Genomic DNA, 20,073 nt, shown 5'->3' on the forward strand with positions numbered 1-20,073 from the left:
AATTAACCGATAAGTCTAAAATCCGATGATAAACTAAACATTTTAACCCAAAAAACTAAATTTTTTACTAAACCATGAATAAGCTGACTGCCACAAAGAGTTTGCAGACTACAAAAGAACAGGAGATGACTCTGATGCTTTTGATGTCTTACAACAAAATGAAACTTTATAACGAAAATTTCTCGAATCTTCCTCAGGCAACAAAGGAAAAGGATATGAAGAATTAATTATTAACCCAAAACAAAAAAAAGCCTTTCTGTATATATTTTTATATGGAAAGGCTTTTTTTATAAGAATAAATTGAATAGTAATTCCCTTTCCAAACAGTAATGCAAATGCAAATCGATTTTACTATATTTATTAAATAATTCTAAATACAATTAAAATTAAATCTTAACTGATGAAATTTTTTTACACTTTTCTGATATTTATTACAATTAATTTATCAGCAAAAGCTCAATGGATTGCTCAGCAAAGCGGAACTGAAAATAGTTTATCATCAGTATTTTTTGTAAATGAAAATACCGGATTTTCAGTAGGTTTAAATGTAATTCTAAAAACCACGAACGGAGGAAATAACTGGGTAAAATCTGATGTTACGGGATACTGGAATTCAGTCTCATTCGGGAATTCAACCACAGGCTATATATGCGGCTTTAGCGGACGAATACTTAAAACAACCGATACAGGTGCTAACTGGTTCAGCATAAATTCCGGTTCAACTAAAAATTTCACTTCTATAAATTTCATAAATTCTCAAACAGGATACGTTACAGGCTGGTTCAAAACTTTCTTATCAACAACTGACGGCGGCTTAAGCTTCACAAACCACTTTACCAATGAAGCATCGTTTATGTTTCAGAAAACATTTTTTTTAAATGATAAATTATTCCTGATCGGAAGCGAAGGCGCTTACTTCAAATCTACAAACTCCGGGACCGGTTTTGATTCAATTTCTATCTCCATGCCGAACTCATTACTTGCCATGCAGTTCTTCCCTAATGGAACAGGTCTTATTTTCGGATGCTGCGGTATTTACTTCAGGTCTTCAGATTTTGGAAACAGCTGGTCAATGGATACGGTATATTTAACCGAAGGCTGGGCTTTGTATGACTGCAGTTTTGTAAATGAATCCACCGGATGGACTGTTGGTGAAAGCGGCAGTATTTTAAGAACCAATAATGGCGGATTAAGCTGGGACTCATTAGGCAGCGGAACAGTTAACGCTTTAAAATCTGTAAAGTTTGTAAATCAGAATACAGGTTGGACAGTTGGAGCGGAAGGAACTATTTTAAAAACTACTAATGGTGGCGGACAAGGATTCCCTATTGGTATTAATTCAAACACAACCGAAATTGCTTCAAAGTTCAGGCTCTCACAAAATTATCCTAATCCCTTCAACCCGGTAACTACGATAAAATATGATTTGCCTTTTTCAAATAATGTTACATTAAAAATTTACGGCCTCCTTGGTAATGAAATTGAAACACTGGTTAATGAAAAACAAAACGCCGGAAGGTACTCTGTAAACTTTAATGCTTCTTCCCTGCCAAGCGGAGTTTATTATTATAAATTAACTACTGACAAATTTTCCGAAACGAAAAAAATGCTGCTGGTAAAGTAAAAGATTAGAACGAATCTTCTTATGCTGTAAAGCTTTCAATATAGAAAAGCCCGATAAATAATTTACTTACCGGGCTTACGTTTTATGCAACTTATTGTTTCCGGTATTACTTCACTAATACCATCTTCATTGTTTTTGTGAATGACTGGTTTCCTCCATTCGCTACAATCTGATAAAAATATGTTCCGCTAGCAAATGCTGAACCATTGAACTGTGCTCTATAATACCCTGCAGTCAGCGATTCATTCACAAGCTGGTATACTTCCCTTCCTGTCATATCAAATATTTTTATCTGAACTTTACTATCGAATGGTAAATCATAATTTATCTTTGTCGTTGGATTAAACGGGTTCGGGTAATTCTGCGACAGATTAAATTTAACTGGAAGACCTACATTAATTTCATTCTGCAGATTGAAGTAAGTATAGTTTCCGTTGAAATCAATTTGCTTCAGCCGGTATTTGTATTTTCCGGTTGCAAGATTTCTGTCTTCGTATTTATAAGTTTTTGTAGTGTGTGAATTTCCTGCGCCGTTTACAAAATTTATTTTCTTCCATGAAGTATCGGAAGATAATTTTCTCTCTATTTCAAAACCTGAATTATTTACTTCAGTTTCAGTTGCCCATGAAAGAGTTACATTATTTTTATCGGTTGAAGAATTGAACGATGAAAGCTCTACAGGCAACTGCTGGTAATCTGTAGAAGCGATTGCAAACGGACTGAAATTTGTTACTACATTTGAAAATACTACTCCACCTGTATTATCGCCCGTATAGGAATAATTTCCTTTATCTTCCCACTGAAAATCATTCCATCTTGCAACACGAAGGTTAGCAGGATTTGTTACTCCGCTGTTTGCTCCCCAGTATAATCCAACTCTTGCATCCGATGTCCCGCTTCTGTTAATTAAAAAATATTCTGACTGACTTACTGAAATAATACCTGCTCCGAGTGTATTACCAAATGTCTGAGCCTGATTGAAATATTCTACCATCCAGTCAGTAGAAGCGGAAGATGTGGGAGTGATTCCGACGCTTCTTAAAACACCACCCTTACCGGTAGGGATGGTAATGGTATTTGTTGCTGATGTATTTATTTTTAAAGGACCGTTTAAAAATGAATTACTGCTTGCTCCGTTAAACTGAATTGTTCCGGGTAACGTAAGATAATTTGTATTATCTGAATTAATCTTCCCGTTTATAAAATTGATTGAGTTAGTAATATTTATTCCTGCTGTGTTAACAGTTACTCCCAAAGGATTATTAATTATTATGTTTGGAAAACTAGCTAAATTATATCCACCTGCCTTTTGAAAATTCTGCTGGGTGTTTCCTGCAAATTCCAAGATAGAGTTTGATTCAAACGTAACTGTCTGATTTGCCATATCGGCATTAAATCCGTCAGCATTTTTTGTAATAAGACTGCCGCCGTTTTTTACTGTTAAGTTCAAGCATTTTAATCTGAATGTATCGATATTCAAAACAGCTCCGGAGTTTACCTGCCAGACATCTGTTAACAGGAAAGATCCTGATGCCCAATGGTACATATCACTTTTCAGTGTAAGTGTATCTTCTGCAATCTGGTTTGGGAAAGATGAATTTCCAAGATTAGAAGTTTGTGGAAGAAACGGATTATAGCAATAAAAAGTATGGCTTTGCGATACATTATTTACTTCTCGTTTGAAAATAATTTTTCCTCTTGCAACTGCCGGAAAATCCTGAGATGTTAGGCCTCCGTTTTGTATATCAAGATTTCCGCAAATGTACAATGTACCTGCAGTAGAGCCTGCCGCTCGCGTAGTTCCGCCGGATAAATTCATAACCGGATTACCTGTCAGGTTCAACGAGTCACCTATCTGTACATTGCCGTAAACTGTCAGGCTTGTAATGTTATCTCCATATCCAATAGGAGCAAACTGGTAACTAGATGAATTCAGATAAGTCAGATTTCCTCTGATAATATAATCGGTATAGTATGGAGCTATATTTTTGAATAATGTCCAGTATTTATTCGCTCCGAATGGTTCAGGCAGATTATTGAAATTAATTGTCAGGTTCCCGAAAGATAATTCATTCTCATCAAAAATCTTATCCGCAGTATCTGACCATTTGAGGATATTGAAGTTGCTTTTTCTGTGGCAGAATTCACGGCCTGCAAAACATGTCTGGCTGGCAACTCCTGTATTATTGTGATTATATGTAGAACTGTCATTAATTTCCAATATACCGTTAATCGTGAGCGGTGCATTTGCATTTATAATTCCGTTTCCTGAACTTCTAAGATATGCTTTATCAGAAAATGCTACCGGATTATTAAATGATGCAGTCTGTCCCTGAGGGACTGAAAAAATTGCATACCTGTCAAAGCTTGGAGGATGAATTCCGCCGTTTAATGAAGACCAGTTTCCCAATATAGATGCATCACCGCTGTTATCCGGAAAGTATGTTTCAAATACTCCTTCTTCATTTCCTGCAACAAAATAATCATCACCGGTTGTAGAAAATGTTGTTCCATAAATTGCTTTTGAATTTGTCGAATCGGGAGGAGAATAAAATTGGTCATAAATATTTGCACCTTTGGGAACATATCCGTTGTAGCCTGAATCATACTGTCCAATAGCGCATGCTGTACCAAAATTCATATTTACACCGGCATCACTTTTCATGAATTGAACAGCGAGATGAAAGTAAGTTCCGTTCGGAACATTGTCATCTATTATTCTCCATATTTTCCTTACCGACCTTGATGTATCAAAAGGACTATGCGAACCAAATCCGTTCTCAACTCTTATTCCCAGAGTATCTGTATTTCCTCCGTAAGCCTGAGTTATATATAAAGGGCTGAATGTATTATTACCGATAGGAAACTTTGCAGTATATCCCTGATCTAATCCGATTCTTAAGCAGCCAGATCCGTTCGTGTTAAAGAAGCTGTTCTGATTTATGCCGTAAACACTATCCTGATTTCCTATTTTAAAATTATTGTCCCCCAGATTAAATTTGCCCTGAATAAAACTTAAGTAAGAATTCGGACCCATTCTGGTGTCTTTGCTTAATGTAATACCATTAGGATTATTGATAATAATATTTTGATTTCCTGACAAAGGATTTTCAGCAAGATTCGCAGGAAGGGAGTCACCTGTAATTTGTGCAGATGAACCGCAAAATTCAAATGTAGTATTTGAAAATTCTTTTTGGCAGGCAATTGGAAAATCCCCGCCGGTAGCGCCGTTCTTAAATCCCTCAGAGTTCCTTAACTTTAATACAGTAGAGCCAAACTGAATTCTTGTATTGCCCGTTACTTTAAAATTATTGCAGTCAATGGTTGAGTTAATTGAAATGAATGTGCATTGGGTATTTGTAGTGAATATTGGAAGATCACTTAATAATTTTAATTTAGTAGCACTAAGTGCCACAGCATTATTTCGGAATAGCCCAGAATTCTCAAATGTATTATAATTCGTTGTATCTTGAGTTCTAAACGAGATTACACCATAAGTTGTAACTGAATTTGCATCTATTATTCCCCCCGTTTTTTGAAAATTCCCGTAAACATCCAATATTGATGCAAATCCATTTGTCACCGGAGAACCCAAAGCTAAATCTACTTCACCCCCTGTCTGGATATAATTATTAACCTGAATAAAAGAACCTGAACCCGGAGAATTTGGAGCCGGTATTAGTATTTTTCCAATACCGGTACTTGTTACTTTAAAATTATTTCCAGCTAAGAGATTTAAACTATTCAGTGAGTTGAAATTCATATTCCAATTCCCAACCTGATTTTCCCAGTTCAGCTCCAGATTACCAAATAAATAAGAATGGTTAACAGGTCCTGAGTAACTGATAGCCGGACTGGTAATCGGATCATTTAACCCTGACCAGTTCTTGATAGTAAAGTTGCTGTAAAGATGAAAACTTTCTGTTCCTCCGAAGATAGTTGCTGCTGCCGGACTTGTGCTATTATAAATGCATGTCGCATTTGAGTCGAGCTGAAAAGATGCCGTGCCTGCAATATTCAGAGTATGATTTACCTGAAGTGTTGCTCCCGAATTAATTCTAAGTTTTGCCTGGTTATCTATGAACCACTGAAAATCAAGCACGGCTGTTTTACCTGACTCAATAATGTATTCAGTATTTTCACCGAAGCTGGAGGGAGGTGTGCCTGTTCCGCCCGGCTGATTGCCCCAGTTAGCAAACAAAGTAGGAATACCTGAATTGTAATAATAAGGTTGTGCATTACTCTTTGTGCTAATTGCCATTATGGCAAGAAGAGCCAAAAAAAGAATAAAGTTTTTCATGATATTTTTAATTAAATTCTTAAAAAAAGGCGCCGGCAAAATGCCAACGCCCTTCGACATCGCAAAGAATAATTTGGCATTACCCCTTACGGAAAAATTGTCCTTTAAATGGGAGACTAAGAAATTCCGGATTGCGAAAAGCAGATATAAAAATTTTGTGTTTGCCATATTGTTTTACGATGTCTGCTTGCAAATTATTTTAAGTATCGTTACTTTTCAAAGAAAAATTATCAAAAAATAATAAAATATTTCGGTACTCTAGTAAGACTAAGTAATTAATTTAAATGTACTTATTTCTAATATTTTTACTAAAATGATCAACAATAAAATCTTTGAATGGCTGCGTGATTTTGATGAAGGATATTTAAAAAACTTCAGAGATTTTATAAACTCACCTTACTTCAATTCTAATAAAAAAGTTAAAACTCTTTTTGATATTATTTATTCAACACGCCCTGATTTTAACAGTAAGAAGCTGGAATCAAAAAATCTCCTCTCAAAATTATTTCCGGGAAAAGAAAAAACTTCCGAACAGGCATTAAAGAATTTATTCAGCGAGATCTCAGGACTGATAAAAGAATTTATTACACACAACAGTTTGAAGAGGAATGATTACACAAAAGAAAGTTTATATGCAGATGAATTGTTTTATATCTCAAAATACAAGGAGGGCGCAAAACATTCAGAGAATATGCTGGCGAAATTAAAAGAAGATGAAATATTCAGCACCCAATATTTTGATGCATATACAAAGTCAATAAATAATTTGTCCCGATTTTATTATATGGAAAACAGGAACTATGATGCAGTTGACCTCTCTGCAAGAGTATATGAAGTTTTTCTTTTAAAATTAGTTTATGATTTCATTGATATAAAGAACGGCATTGGTGCATATTATAATTCAGAAAAAGGAATCGAGATTCCTGAATTTATTACTACATTTGAAAAGAGCTTTAACTTAAAGAATATTATTGACGGATTAAAAAAATTTAACAGGAAAAATGCAGATGTGCTGGATATATATTATAATTTATTTATAATGTTTGAGAGTGAAAATGATGAGAAATTATTTTTTACTACCAGAGATAAAGTTTTTAAGAATATAGAAAAATTCTCCTATGAAGAAAAATATTTCTTATATACTGCTCTTACAAGCTACATATATACAAATCTCGGGGCAAAAGATCCTAAATATTACAAGGATGCTTTTGAAATAATTAAATTTTTCATTGAGAAGGAAGTTTACATTTACCCGGGCTCACCTTACATGATAAATGTTAATTATGAAAATATATATTCCTGTTCTACATTTGCTGAAGATGACGCCTGGACAGAAAATTTTCTTACTGAATACAAAAAATATTTAAAACCTGAGTTCAGAGATATTCTGTATCACAAAACAATGGTGGACTTTACTTTGAGCAGAGGAAGACTTGATGAAGCGCTGAATCATATCAATAGTTATAAAGCAATCGATACCTATGAAAAAATTCAGATAAAAATTTACACTATAATTATTTTCTATGAAAAAGGAGATATAGAGAGGTCTTTATACGAATATGATAATCTTGTTCACTACTTCAGCTACAATAATGAAAAAATTCCGAAGAATGTTGATATAATTATGAAGAACATGGTCCCCACAATAAAGAAAGTTCTATTTGCAAAGGCAAATAATAAAAAACTCGATTATGCAGATTACATGAAATTTAAAGATGCTCCGGATATACTTCACAAAAGGTGGGTGATAAAAAAAATGGAAGAGCTGCTCTAAAACTTTACCTATCATCTACTACGTTTACTATTAAATCATCTTTATTTATTTTGACTAATGAAAAATTTTGACGCAATAATAATTGGTTCAGGTCAGGGAGGAGTTCCACTGGCAAAAAAATTGGCACAACACGGATGGAAGACAGCTATCATTGAAAAAGATTTAATCGGCGGAACCTGCATAAATGCCGGCTGTACTCCTACGAAGACAATGGTTGCTTCTGCAAAAGAAATATACAATGCATCTAAAGCAAAAAATCTGGGAGTAGAGATTGCCGGTTATAAGGTCAATTTGAAAAAAGTAAAGCAGCGTAAGGACAAAATTGTAAGGCAATTCAGAGAAGGAACGATAAAAGGATTAGAAAGCACAAAAAATCTCACCATCATTCACGGTACTGCATCATTCACAGATAAAAATAAAATTTCAATAAGCACAAGCAAAGGAATTGAAGAAATTACGGGCAAGAAAATATTTTTAAACGGCGGCGCAAGACCAACGATTCTTCCAATAGAAGGATTGAATGAAATTAAATATTTGACCTCTACTTCTATAATGGAGCTGACGGAAGTCCCGGCACATCTTTTAATAATAGGCGGAAGTTACGTAGGGCTGGAGTTCGGGCAGATGTTCCGACGCTTCGGAAGCAAGATAACTGTACTAGAGCATGGAGATAATTTTTTACCGAAGGAAGATGAGGATATCTGCAGCGAGATTCAGAAATTTTTGGAAACTGAAGGAATTAAAATATTTGCAGGAACACATGTAACAAAGATCACAAAGAAAAATAAAGTGATTAGTGTACATGTTGAATCAGAAAATAAAAATAGAACGATTAAATGCACTCACGTATTATTGGCAGCAGGCAGAACTCCCAATACAGATATATTAAATCTGAATGCTGCAGGAGTAAAGACCGATGAACGCGGGCATATAAAAGTAAACGATAAATTAGAGACTAATATAAAAAATATTTTTGCGCTGGGTGATATAAAAGGCGGACCTGAGTTTACACACATATCTTACAACGATTACATTGTACTTGCAGATAATCTGATTAACAAAGCTAACCGTACAATTAAAAACAGACCGGTTCCCTATTGTATGTTCACTGACCCGCAGCTCGGACGAATAGGAATTACAGAGAAGGAAGCAATTAAGCAGGGATTAAAATTTAAAGTTGCAGTTCTTCCCATGACCAGAGTCGCGCGAGCAATTGAGACGGGAGATACACGCGGAATGATGAAGGCAATAGTAGATGCAAAGACAGGATTAATACTGGGAGCAGCAATACTCGGAGAAGAAGGCGGAGAGATTATGACAATACTCCAAATGGCAATAGCAGGGAAAATTAAATACACTCAGATAAGAGAAATGATTTTCGCTCATCCATTATACGCAGAGTCATTGAATAATCTTTTTATGACATTAGATAAGGATTAGTAATAAATGATAACTTTAAAAAATATAAGCAAGAGTTTTAACGGAATACCTGCCGTAAAAAATATTTCATTTGAAGTCAAAGAAAATGAAACGCTCGTTCTGCTCGGCACAAGCGGCTGCGGCAAGACTACAACTCTGCGTATTATAAACAGACTTACTGAGCCGGATTCCGGAAACATTTTAATAAATAATCAAAACGTTTTATCTCAGCAGCCTGATGAACTCCGCAGAGGAATCGGATATGTATTACAAAATCACGGACTCTTTCCACATTATAATGTTGCCGAAAATATCAGCATTGTTCCTAAGCTTCTTAACTGGAATAAAGAAAAAATTTCAGAGAGGACAAATGAGCTTATAAAGAAACTGCAGCTATCTGAAAATAATCTTCATGCAATTCCCAACGAATTAAGCGGCGGTCAGCAGCAGAGAGTGGGACTTGCTAGAGCACTTGCTGCAAATCCGCCTATTCTATTAATGGATGAACCGTTCGGAGCATTGGACCCTATTACAAAGGCAGATATACATAAAGAGTTCAAAGAGCTGGATGAGCTGAAGAAAAAAACAATTGTACTTGTAACTCACGATGTTCAGGAAGCATTTGAACTTGGCGACAGGATTTGCTTAATGGATAAAGGAGAGATTATGCAGATTGGCACACCGTTTGAATTATTATTTCACCCCTCAAATAATTATGTGAAAAGTTTTTTTGATAAGCACAGACTTCAGCTGGAGATTAAATCAATTCATCTTAATAAAGTTTTAAGTTTCTTCCCTGTTACACAAGCATCAGGTACAAATATTTTATTACCCTCACAAAGCTTATGGGAAGCAATGGATATGATTGCGAACAGTAATGAGAGAGTATTTGTGAAAGATGAAGCATCAAACCAAACAAGAGAAGTAAATTTTTCAGCAATAGAAAAAGCGCTTAACAGCTTTAAGCAAAACCAATAGAATGCCCAAATATAATGAATGAACAGAGCTTAATACAATTCATGATGCAAAATGCAGATAAACTTCTGCAGCAGACTGTTGCGCATATCGGCTTAACTTTTGTTTCTTTGCTTATTGCAGTTGCCATAGGTTTGCCTCTAGGAATTTTCATTGCACGCAAAAGAAAGTTATCGGGTCCCGTACTTGGTTTTGCGGGAGTGTTGCAGACAATTCCGAGCATTGCTCTGCTCGGTTTTATGATTCCCCTGCTCGGCATCGGTCCGCTTCCTGCCATCACTGCGTTATTTTTGTATGCCCTGCTTCCTATAATAAGAAATACTTATACCGGTATTACTGAAGTAAGTCCCATAGTAGTTGATGCCGCGCGCGGAATGGGAATGAGTCAAAAGCAGATATTTTTAAAAGTTGAGCTGCCGCTAGCAATGCCTGTAATACTCGCCGGTATCCGCACTGCAACAGTTATTAATGTGGGAGTTGCAACTCTTGCAGCATACATTGCTGCAGGTGGATTAGGAGAATTTATTTTCGGCGGCATTGCCTTAAACAATACGAACATGATTTTAGCGGGAGCAATTCCGGCTGCATTGCTTGCAATATTATTTGATTTTCTTCTTTCGCTCACTCAAAAGATAAAAGCAAAAAATATTCGTAAAGTTTTAATCGGCATTCCTGTTATAATCCTGCTATTCTCTTCTGTTTATATTGTGCCGGCTATCAAATCTTCTTTATCAAAAGAAAATTCTAATAAAGAATTTTTAGCAGGATTTACGCCTGAATTCATGGGAAGAGAGGACGGATATCTGGGATTAAAATCCAAATACGGACTTGATATAAAAACAGTTGTTATTAGCGATGCAGTGATGTATAATGCTATCTACGAAAAGAAACTAGATTTAATAAGCGGCTACAGCACTGACGGAAGACTTAAAGCATTTGATTTAGTTACATTGGATGACGATAAAACTATCTTTCCACCGTATTACTGCGCTCCTTTGATAAGAAATGAAACTATGAAAAAATATCCCGAGCTTGAAGCAGCGCTTAATCTGCTTGCAGGAAAAATTAATGACAGTATAATGACTGAACTGAACTACCGCGCAGATTATCAGCATCAGCTTCCCGAAAAAGTTGCGAAGGATTTTCTGATTGAGAAAAATTTATATAAAGAATCACGAAACGGAAATAAAGGGACTGTCCGAATCGGCTCAAAGATTTTTACTGAGCAGTATATTCTGATTAATATTTACAGCATGCTTATACAGGGTAATACGGATTTGAAAGTAGATACAAAAACAGGTTTGGGAGGAACTAAAATTTGTTTTGATGCGTTGGTGAATGACCAGATTGATATGTATCCTGAATATACAGGTACAGGTCTGCTTGTTCTTCTGCAGCCGACTTCCGAACAGGTGCAGGGAATTATTAATGATAAAAATAAAGTCTTTAATTTTGTGCAGGAAGAATTCCAAAAAAAATATAATCTTACCTGGCTTACCCCCATAGGCTTTAACAATGCGTATGCACTGATGATGCGCAAAAGCCAGTCCCTCGAATTAAACGTTCATTCAATTTCACAACTTAAAAATTATCTGAGTAAATGAATTTTCTTGAACAATATAAATCCATAAGAGCACACTCTGAAAAAATATGCGCTCCGCTGAAGACTGAAGATTACGTTGTGCAGCCCGTTGTAGATGTAAGTCCTCCTAAGTGGCACCTGGGACACACTACATGGTTCTGGGAAACTTTTGTACTGACTCCCCACCTGAAGGGATATAAACTTTTTAACAAAGACTATAATTATGTATTCAACAGTTATTACGAAACTATCGGCGCGCGGGTGATACGAACGGACAGAGGTAATCTCAGCCGTCCCGCAGTAGAAGATGTTTACAATTACAGAAAGCATGTTGATGAAGGGATGCATGAGTTTCTTTCTAAAGATGTAAAAAAAGATTTAAAAGGTTTGATACAGATAGGATTAAATCACGAACAGCAGCATCAGGAATTATTACATACGGATATAAAATATATACTCGGACACAATCCTCTCTTCCCTGCTTACAGTGATGATATAGAAGAGAATTTTGCACAACCGGCTCCCGGCAAATTTATTGAAATGAAAGAGGGCGTTTATGAAATAGGATATGACGGCAATGATTTCTGTTTTGATAATGAACTAAACAGACATAAAGTGTATTTATCACCGTATAAAATTTGCTCAAACCTTGTTACTAATGGTGAGTACATGCAGTTCATTAATGAAGGCGGTTACGAAAATTTCCGCTACTGGCATGCAGAAGGATTAGACTGGGTAAAGTCACATAATGCAAAAGCCCCGCTTTACTGGCACAATATAGAAGGTAAATGGTATAATTATACAATGAACGGGTTAAAACCCGTCAATGAAAATGAAATTGTAACTCACATAAACTTTTATGAAGCGAGTGCGTATGCATCATGGAAAGGCAAGCGTTTACCGACAGAAGCAGAATGGGAAGGCGCTGCTCCGAATTTTGACTGGGGCAAGCGATGGGAATGGACAGACAGCGCATATCTTCCTTATCCGGGATTCAGCAAAGCTGAAGGCGCGCTTGGAGAGTACAACGGAAAATTTATGATAAACCAGATGGTGCTTCGCGGCGCATCTATTGCAACCCCTGAAAACCACAGTAGAATATCCTACAGAAACTTTTTTAATCCGGGACTACAATGGCAGTATACAGGAATCAGACTGGCGGAGTAATTGAATCTCCTGTCACAGCAAAATTTTACGAAGATGTAATTAAAGGTTTAACATCCTCACCTAAATATCTCCAGTCAAAATACTTCTATGACGCTGAAGGCGATAAAATATTTCAGCAGATAATGAATCTGCCTGAATATTATCTTACTAACTGTGAGCAGGAAATATTTTCTCAGCAGACAAAATCCATCTGCGATATTTTCTTGAATCATTCAACTGAGTTTGATATTGTTGAGCTTGGCGCAGGCGATGCGACTAAGTCACAATTTCTTTTGAAACATTTAGTAGAATCAGAAACTGATTTTACATATTACCCTATCGATATTTCTGAAAATGTAATTGAATTGCTGGAAACCGAGCTGCCTAAGAAAATCCCGGGACTGAAAGTAACAGGACTTAATGGTGAATATTTTGATATGATAAAAGAAGTAAATAATTTATCGCAAAGGAAAAAAATATATTTATTTCTTGGTTCGAATATCGGCAACTTTACTGTAGATAAAGCAAAAGATTTTCTTACTCTGCTGCATGAACACATTTCTCCCGGTGACTTAATGCTGATTGGCTTCGATTTAAAAAAAGATCCGCAGCAGATTTTAGCAGCTTATAATGATTTGCAGGGTGTAACAAAAGAATTTAATCTTAATTTATTAAGGCGAATCAACAGAGAGCTTGGCGGCAATTTTGATATTGAACAATTTGAACATTCTCCGTCATATAATGAAGATACAGGAGAGTGTAACAGTTTCCTGAGAAGTAAAATTGACCAAAGAGTTAAAATAGGCGATGAAAACGAAATAACATTTCAAGAGAACGAACTTATTCATCTTGAGATTTCACAAAAATATTCTATTGAAGAAATTAATTCACTTATACATCAATCCGGCTTCAAATCCGTTATTAATTTTTACGACAGTAGAGAATGGTTCATTGATGCAATAATTGAAAACAAATAAGGCCATTGGTAAATCAGATGGTATGAAATTAAGCCATTTATACTCACAAATGATTTGAAATCTGGAATTGAAATAAACCATTTTCATCATAAGAAAGCCCGATATATAATAATATACCGGGTTTTCATTTTTTATAAACTGATTTTAAATGTAACTTATTCCATTAGAACCATCTTCATTTTCTTTGTAAATGTTTTCTTTCCCATTTTGAAAAGATGGAAATGCAAATGTAAGTAAAGCTTATTAAAATAAACGAGAAAATTTATTTTTAATACTAAAATCTACTGTGATATCTTCTATAAAAATTTTATAAAACATTTATTGGATATTTTCTTTCCCTAACATACAATAAATAAATTTGTTACTTTAATATAACCCTTTCTTATAGTGCAACTCTTATATGATTTATTATATGTCATAAAGAAATTGTTGTGTATTATTCAGTATTTCTCTTATCATGAATTTATTTGATGCATTTACCTGGCTGCTTGTACTTTCCGCATTATTCGGATATATCAACCATAAATTTTTAAAACTTCCTTATACAATAGGGCTTATGATTCTATCACTCGTAAGTTCTCTTGTTCTGGTAGTAATTGGTTTTTATAATCCTGAATATTTAGATACTGCAATAAATGCTGTTAACAGTCTGGACTTCTCAAAAATTCTTCTGAGAATGATGCTGAGCTTTATGCTATTCGCAGGAGCAATTCATATTGATGTTAAAATCCTGGATAAAGAAAAATTTCCCTTAATAATATTTTCTACAGTAGGAGTTATTCTCTCGACATTTATCATTGGTACATTAATGTATTATCTTTTGATGCTATTCAGTCTGAATGTGAATTTTATTTACTGTCTGTTATTCGGCGCTCTGATTTCTCCAACTGATCCTATAGCTATATTGGGAATATTAAAGAGTGTTAATATCCCTAAATCGCTCGAAATGAAAATCACGGGTGAATCTTTATTTAATGACGGAGTAGCTGTAGTAGTTTTTCTTACAATTTTTTGAAATTACACAGTCAGGTATTGAGCAGGCAAGCTTTTCTAATATAATGGGATTATTAATGCAGGAAGCGGGCGGAGGAATGTTGTTCGGCGTACTGTTAGGCTATTCAGGATATTTACTCCTCAAGTCAATTGATAATTACAAAGTTGAAGTAATGATTACACTTGCAATGGTAATGGGCGGCTATTCACTGGCGCACAGCCTTCATGTTTCAGGGCCATTGGCTATGGTAGTTGCCGGAATCATTATCGGCAACAGAGGTAAGAAGTATGCAATGTCAGATGTAACAAAGGAATACCTTGATAAATTCTGGGAGCTAATAGATGAAATATTGAATGCAATTTTATTTATTTTGATAGGACTTGAAATCTTAATAGTCAAAAAAGAATTAAACTATATAGAGATAGGCTTAATTTCCGTATTGCTCATTTTGCTATCCAGATATGCTTCTTTATGGATTTCAACATTAATAATGAAATTTAAAATATCTCTTCCTAAAAAGACTATTTGGGTGCTTACATGGGGCGGACTACGAGGCGGCATTTCAGTTGCCCTTGCCCTGTCCTTAAATGAAAGTATGCATAAAGATTTGTTTGTTACGATTACATATGTAGTTGTATTATTTTCAATTATTGTTCAGGGTTTAACTATGGGTAAATTTGTAAAGAAACTAAATCTTCTAAAATAAAGTTTATACATTTTTCCCTTCTCATTTTATAATCGAAACATTTTTTCGATTTTTTTTAATTTGCTAAATTATTTTTTTTACTTACCTGATTTAAAATTATGAGAAAAAAAATTGCAGAAGAAACAACTATATTCTTATCTGTTATAAAATGGGTAGTTATTTCAACATTTACAGGAGCAATTGTCGGAGCATTTACAACTTTATTTTTAAAACTTCTTAGCTGGAGCATTCTGGAATTGAAGGTTGTTCCTTACTACTTCTTATTAATTCCACCTGTATTTTTTCTTTGCTATGTAACTATAAAAAAACTTGCTCCTGATGCTATGGGGCATGGTACGGAAAAGGTCATTGAAGCCATTCACAAAAATAACGGAAAAATAAAACTAGCTGTAGTTCCCGTAAAAATGGTTGCAACAATAATTACATTAGCGGTCGGCGGCTCTGCCGGAAAAGAAGGACCTTGCGCGCAAATTGGCGCAGGCATTTCATCATTCCTTGCAGATCTTTTCCGCTTTGATGATACTGACAGAAAAAAAATTGTTATCTGCGGTATAAGCGCAGGCTTTGCTTCAGTATTCGGAACTCCTATTGCCGGAGCAATTTTCGGAGTAGAGGTTTTAGTAGTAGGAAGTATGCTGTATGAAGTTTTACTCCCTTCTTTTGTATCAGGCATCATGGCTTTTCAGGTTTCTTCAAAACTCGGTATAACATATTTTTATCACCCGATAAGTTTTGTCCCTGTATTCTCTGAATCATTCTTTCTTATCATAGCAATTGCAGGAATATTTTTCGGTCTGTGTTCATTTCTGTTTATAGAAATTCTGGCAGTGATAGAAAATTTTTCCGAAAAACTTAGCGGCTGGAAAATTAAAAAAGAGATGCAAACAATTTTAGGAGGGATTGCAGTTGTTATCCTTACTTTTGTTTTTTCTACCAAGTATTTAGGGCTTGGCCTTGAATCAATAGAAGATCTTTTACAAGGAAGGGATATCGAATGGTATGCATTTCTCGTTAAAATGATTTTTACAAGTATTACACTTGGATATGGAGGAAGCGGCGGAATAATTACACCTATATTTTTCATAGGAGTCTCTGCAGGAAATTTATTTGCAAAGATTTGGGGATTAGACCCGGCTACATTTTCAGCAATAGGAATGGTTTCGCTTCTTGCCGGAGCAGCTAATACTCCTATTGCGGCAAGCATTATGTCTATTGAATTATTCGGACCAAAGATAGCTCCATATGCGGCAGTATCGTGTGTGATAAGTTTTTTAATGACGGGACACAGAAGTGTTTATCCCTCGCAGTTCATAGAATCGTCTAAAGTATCATCAATACGTTTACATTCTGAAAATGAAATGGAGAACATCGAATTTAGTATAAGGCCAAAGAGAGAAGGGGTATATAAAGTTTATTTGGATGTGAAAAAAAGATTTTACGATAAAAAGAAAAACAATAATTCTGAATCGGAACAATAAAAAAAAGCCCGTCTAAAACGGGCTTTCAATTTCTACACAAAATTTTTTTTAACGATTTATGCCACTGCTAAACTTCTTAAACTTAAATATTCGGAATAAAAATTTTCTTTATCAAAATTTTTCCCGTTGTCATTGAGCTGAAACAGAAGCTTTTCAAGTTCAAGTATATTCTCGTCAAAAGCTTCGGATGTTTTAGCTCTGAAATTATACATCATTCCCGGTACAGTAACAATTTGTTTTAAGTTATCTATCAGGTTTCTGAATGAATCGAATTCACCGTTTTTCAGATAAGAAACCGAAAGAGCCTTTTCTAACGGTAATGATTCATCGAGCAACTGAAGAGAATACTCAAGCAGTTCGTTGTCTTTCAGAGAGTGCACATCTATGTAGAGGTCTCTTGTAAGCAAACTGAAATCGCTAGCCTTTGCATAGCTTTTCAAAGCTGAAGAAATTTTTGTGCAAAGCTTTACTACTAAACTTCTTGCCAGTAATACCAATGTGCAAATTTCATTTGAAGTTTTAGCGGCATTGATTAATTCCTGCTGAATTGAGTCCAGCCTGGCATTAAAAACATTTACTAAAATTAAAATGTCCTGTTTCTTTGAAATCTCATGTATGTGAGAGTTAAAAAAATCGGACAATTTAATAAAAGAAACGATTTTTTTTTCTTGGTTCTTGTTCATTTAATTCTCCTTTAATTAATAAATTTAAAACGTATTCCGGTAAATTACTCAATGAGGGAATTGCAGAATATTGGGGTGAAATTGGGGTTTTGTATGGAAATTTCTATTCTGTAGAATTTACCGAAATCTTCTCTACATAATAAATATAATAAAAAAAACGTTATAAAGCAAACATTATCAGATAATTACTACATCAAATTTATTTTAATTTTTATCATTTCATGCTCTTTTTAATTATAGTAGTTTGTAAACAATAGAAATTATGAAAAACATTTTAGCTTATTTCAAATTAGATTACGAACAGGAAGAATATAAAACTGTTGTTGAAAGCATAACCAGAGGAGTTATATTCAAAGGTACAAATCTCTGGATTCTTGTCTTTGCCATATTCATCGCATCACTGGGACTGAATATGAACTCAACTGCGGTAATAATCGGTGCTATGCTTATTTCTCCCATAATGGGACCGATAATGGGACTTGGTTTAGGCACAGGAATTAATGATTTAGCTCTTGTCCGTAAAGCTCTTTCAAATTATTTTTTTGCCGCTATAGTCGGGCTTACTGCCTCAACGATTTATTTTTCTATATCTCCTCTTAATGACGCTCACTCGGAAATTCTTGCCCGCACGACTCCGAATATTTATGATGTGTTAATTGCTTTCTTCGGAGGACTTGCCGGTATTGTTGCAACTTCTACAAAACAGAAAGGAAATGTAATTCCCGGAGTGGCAATAGCAACAGCTCTCATGCCCCCCTTATGCACTGCGGGTTACGGACTGGCAACGTTACAGTTTAATTATTTCATAGGTGCGTTTTATCTGTTTATTATAAACACAGTTTTCATTGCCCTGGCGACTTTTGTTACTGTTAGGTTTTTAAAATTTCCTTTTAAACATTTACCTGATGAAAAAGCTGATAGAAGGTCGAAGCGTATTATTATTGCAATAGTTGTTATTACCTTACTGCCGAGTATTTATTTCGGGTATGATATAGTGAGGAATGATAAATTTACAAAGGAAGCAAACAGATTTATTGAAACTGAAGCAATTTTTCCCGGAGATTACCTCCTTAAAAAAAACATAGATGCTAAAGAAAAAAGTATCGAACTGATATTCGGAGGAAATGAAATTAAGCAGGTTGAAATTGAAAAGCTAAAAAATAAGTTAAAGAATTATGAGCTTGAAGGTGCAAATCTTGAAATCAAACAAGGTTTCGCATATCTGAAGGAAGATAAAAAACTGAATCAGCCGAATCCTTTAAGTGATGTTCTTGCCCAAAAGGAAAAACAGCTTCAGGAATTAACTGCGAAGGCAGATAGTATCAGAACAGATTCATTAAATTATATGCAGCTTGTAAAAGAAGCTAAAGCAATGTATCCGGATCTAAAAGATTTATCTGCATCCCCTTTAATATCGGCGGATAATTTTACAATGTCAGATTCTCTCACGGTGGCGTATATGAAATTTTCCAGACTGCCCGGTTCTGCTGATAAAGTGAAATTACAGAACTGGCTTGAAGCAAAGCTAAACAAAAAAATTATTATGGTTATTGAAAAATAATTTACACAACGCAAATCCTTCTCAATATACCTTTCTCAATATACCTTTCTCAAAAAAACTCCAAACCCTGATTAATTTATCGGAATTTTTATAATTACTTTAACTTTAAATTAACTTATGGAATCAGCAAAGAACAAACCTTATCTGAAACTCCTTCTCATGGTTGTATTTTCTTTTATCTCAATGTACATCCTTATGTTTGCAATGGTAGATGTATTTGCAAATGTCTATCCAAGCCGTAACCATTTCTATATGGCTGCAGTAATGACAGCTCCGATGGTTATTATTGAATTAATTTTGATGAGCAAAATGTACCCGAGCAAAAAAAGAAATATTGTAATCATTGCATTCAGTACAGTAGCGCTTATCGGTTTTTTTATGATGATAAGAAACCAGACTGCCATTGGAAATGAACAGTTTTTAAGATCAATGATTCCGCATCACGCAGGAGCAATTCTGATGTGCAAGGAGTCTTCTTTTGACGACCCTGAAATAAAAAAATTGTGCGAGAAAATTTCTGCAGGACAACAGGAAGAAATTGACCAGATGAAAGCAATATTGCAAAGACTTGAACATAAATAAGCGTCTGGCTAATAATAATGCATTCAAAATATTTGTGGTAAAATATTGAGCAAGAACTATTAAAAATAAGGCTATTAGAATTATTTACTTTGATTAAAGTAAATTTTATGGGCGCTGAAGATTTCACAAAATTAAATCCCTAATGATTTAAATTGTAATCATTATTCGGGAGTTCAAATTATTTTTTGTCATCTTAAGATACCAACTCAGAAATCTTTTTATTTTTTACTCCCTATTATACTCCAATAATTATATAAAAAGCCCGATAAATT

The 20,073-nt window shown here is 34.8% G+C and carries 13 protein-coding genes and 1 pseudogene; 12 read left to right on the forward strand and 2 right to left on the reverse strand.

The window, feature by feature from the left end; translation table 11 throughout:
- The first annotated feature begins 74 nt into the window (after window positions 1-74).
- Both JST55_15500 and JST55_15505 read left to right on the forward strand, forming a co-directional pair.
- Window positions 75-227 (forward strand): hypothetical protein, encoded by a 153-nt coding sequence (locus JST55_15500; protein MBS1494919.1) that lies wholly within the window; start codon window positions 75-77, stop codon window positions 225-227.
- Between the two features lie 173 nt (window positions 228-400).
- Window positions 401-1,624, forward strand: coding sequence for a T9SS type A sorting domain-containing protein (locus JST55_15505; GenBank protein MBS1494920.1), 1,224 nt, complete (start codon window positions 401-403; stop codon window positions 1,622-1,624).
- A 106-nt stretch (window positions 1,625-1,730) separates the two neighbouring features.
- On the opposite strand, the gene JST55_15510 is transcribed toward JST55_15505, so the two are convergent.
- Window positions 1,731-5,885 (reverse strand): T9SS type A sorting domain-containing protein, encoded by a 4,155-nt coding sequence (locus JST55_15510; protein ID MBS1494921.1) that lies wholly within the window; start codon window positions 5,883-5,885, stop codon window positions 1,731-1,733.
- Between the two features lie 352 nt (window positions 5,886-6,237).
- Here JST55_15510 and JST55_15515 point away from each other — a divergent pair, with 352 nt between their 5' ends.
- From JST55_15515 to JST55_15550, 8 genes and pseudogenes are all read left to right on the forward strand, one after another.
- On the forward strand, window positions 6,238-7,698 hold the full coding sequence (locus JST55_15515; GenBank protein MBS1494922.1) for a hypothetical protein: 1,461 nt from the start codon (window positions 6,238-6,240) through the stop codon (window positions 7,696-7,698).
- 57 nt (window positions 7,699-7,755) lie between these two features.
- Window positions 7,756-9,138 carry a dihydrolipoyl dehydrogenase gene (gene lpdA / locus JST55_15520; protein ID MBS1494923.1) on the forward strand — a complete coding sequence of 461 codons (1,383 nt, stop codon included), beginning with the start codon at window positions 7,756-7,758 and terminating at the stop codon, window positions 9,136-9,138.
- Window positions 9,139-9,144: 6 nt separating this feature from the next.
- Window positions 9,145-10,095 (forward strand): ABC transporter ATP-binding protein, encoded by a 951-nt coding sequence (locus JST55_15525; GenBank protein ID MBS1494924.1) that lies wholly within the window; start codon window positions 9,145-9,147, stop codon window positions 10,093-10,095.
- 14 nt (window positions 10,096-10,109) lie between these two features.
- Window positions 10,110-11,696 (forward strand): ABC transporter permease/substrate-binding protein, encoded by a 1,587-nt coding sequence (locus JST55_15530; protein MBS1494925.1) that lies wholly within the window; start codon window positions 10,110-10,112, stop codon window positions 11,694-11,696.
- Window positions 11,693-12,841: an ergothioneine biosynthesis protein EgtB gene (gene egtB / locus JST55_15535; protein ID MBS1494926.1), complete on the forward strand. Its 1,149-nt coding sequence runs from the start codon at window positions 11,693-11,695 to the stop codon at window positions 12,839-12,841. The genes JST55_15530 and egtB overlap by 4 nt, the downstream gene beginning before the upstream one ends.
- Window positions 12,808-13,797 carry an L-histidine N(alpha)-methyltransferase gene (egtD, locus tag JST55_15540; protein MBS1494927.1) on the forward strand — a complete coding sequence of 330 codons (990 nt, stop codon included), beginning with the start codon at window positions 12,808-12,810 and terminating at the stop codon, window positions 13,795-13,797. The genes egtB and egtD overlap by 34 nt, the downstream gene beginning before the upstream one ends.
- Before the next feature lie 457 nt (window positions 13,798-14,254).
- Window positions 14,255-15,497, forward strand: a pseudogene (locus tag JST55_15545) (sodium:proton antiporter).
- Window positions 15,498-15,595: 98 nt separating this feature from the next.
- On the forward strand, window positions 15,596-16,975 hold the full coding sequence (locus tag JST55_15550; protein ID MBS1494928.1) for a chloride channel protein: 1,380 nt from the start codon (window positions 15,596-15,598) through the stop codon (window positions 16,973-16,975).
- Window positions 16,976-17,031: 56 nt separating this feature from the next.
- Here JST55_15550 and JST55_15555 read toward each other — a convergent pair whose 3' ends face one another.
- Window positions 17,032-17,616 (reverse strand): hypothetical protein, encoded by a 585-nt coding sequence (locus JST55_15555; protein ID MBS1494929.1) that lies wholly within the window; start codon window positions 17,614-17,616, stop codon window positions 17,032-17,034.
- A 304-nt stretch (window positions 17,617-17,920) separates the two neighbouring features.
- Here JST55_15555 and JST55_15560 point away from each other — a divergent pair, with 304 nt between their 5' ends.
- Window positions 17,921-19,219: a DUF389 domain-containing protein gene (locus JST55_15560; GenBank protein ID MBS1494930.1), complete on the forward strand. Its 1,299-nt coding sequence runs from the start codon at window positions 17,921-17,923 to the stop codon at window positions 19,217-19,219.
- 117 nt (window positions 19,220-19,336) lie between these two features.
- Window positions 19,337-19,801: a DUF305 domain-containing protein gene (locus tag JST55_15565; GenBank protein ID MBS1494931.1), complete on the forward strand. Its 465-nt coding sequence runs from the start codon at window positions 19,337-19,339 to the stop codon at window positions 19,799-19,801.
- The last annotated feature ends 272 nt before the right edge of the window (window positions 19,802-20,073 follow it).

This window comes from Bacteroidota bacterium (assembly GCA_018266835.1).
Classification (GTDB): domain Bacteria; phylum Bacteroidota; class Ignavibacteria; order Tepidaquicellales; family Tepidaquicellaceae; genus JAFDZO01.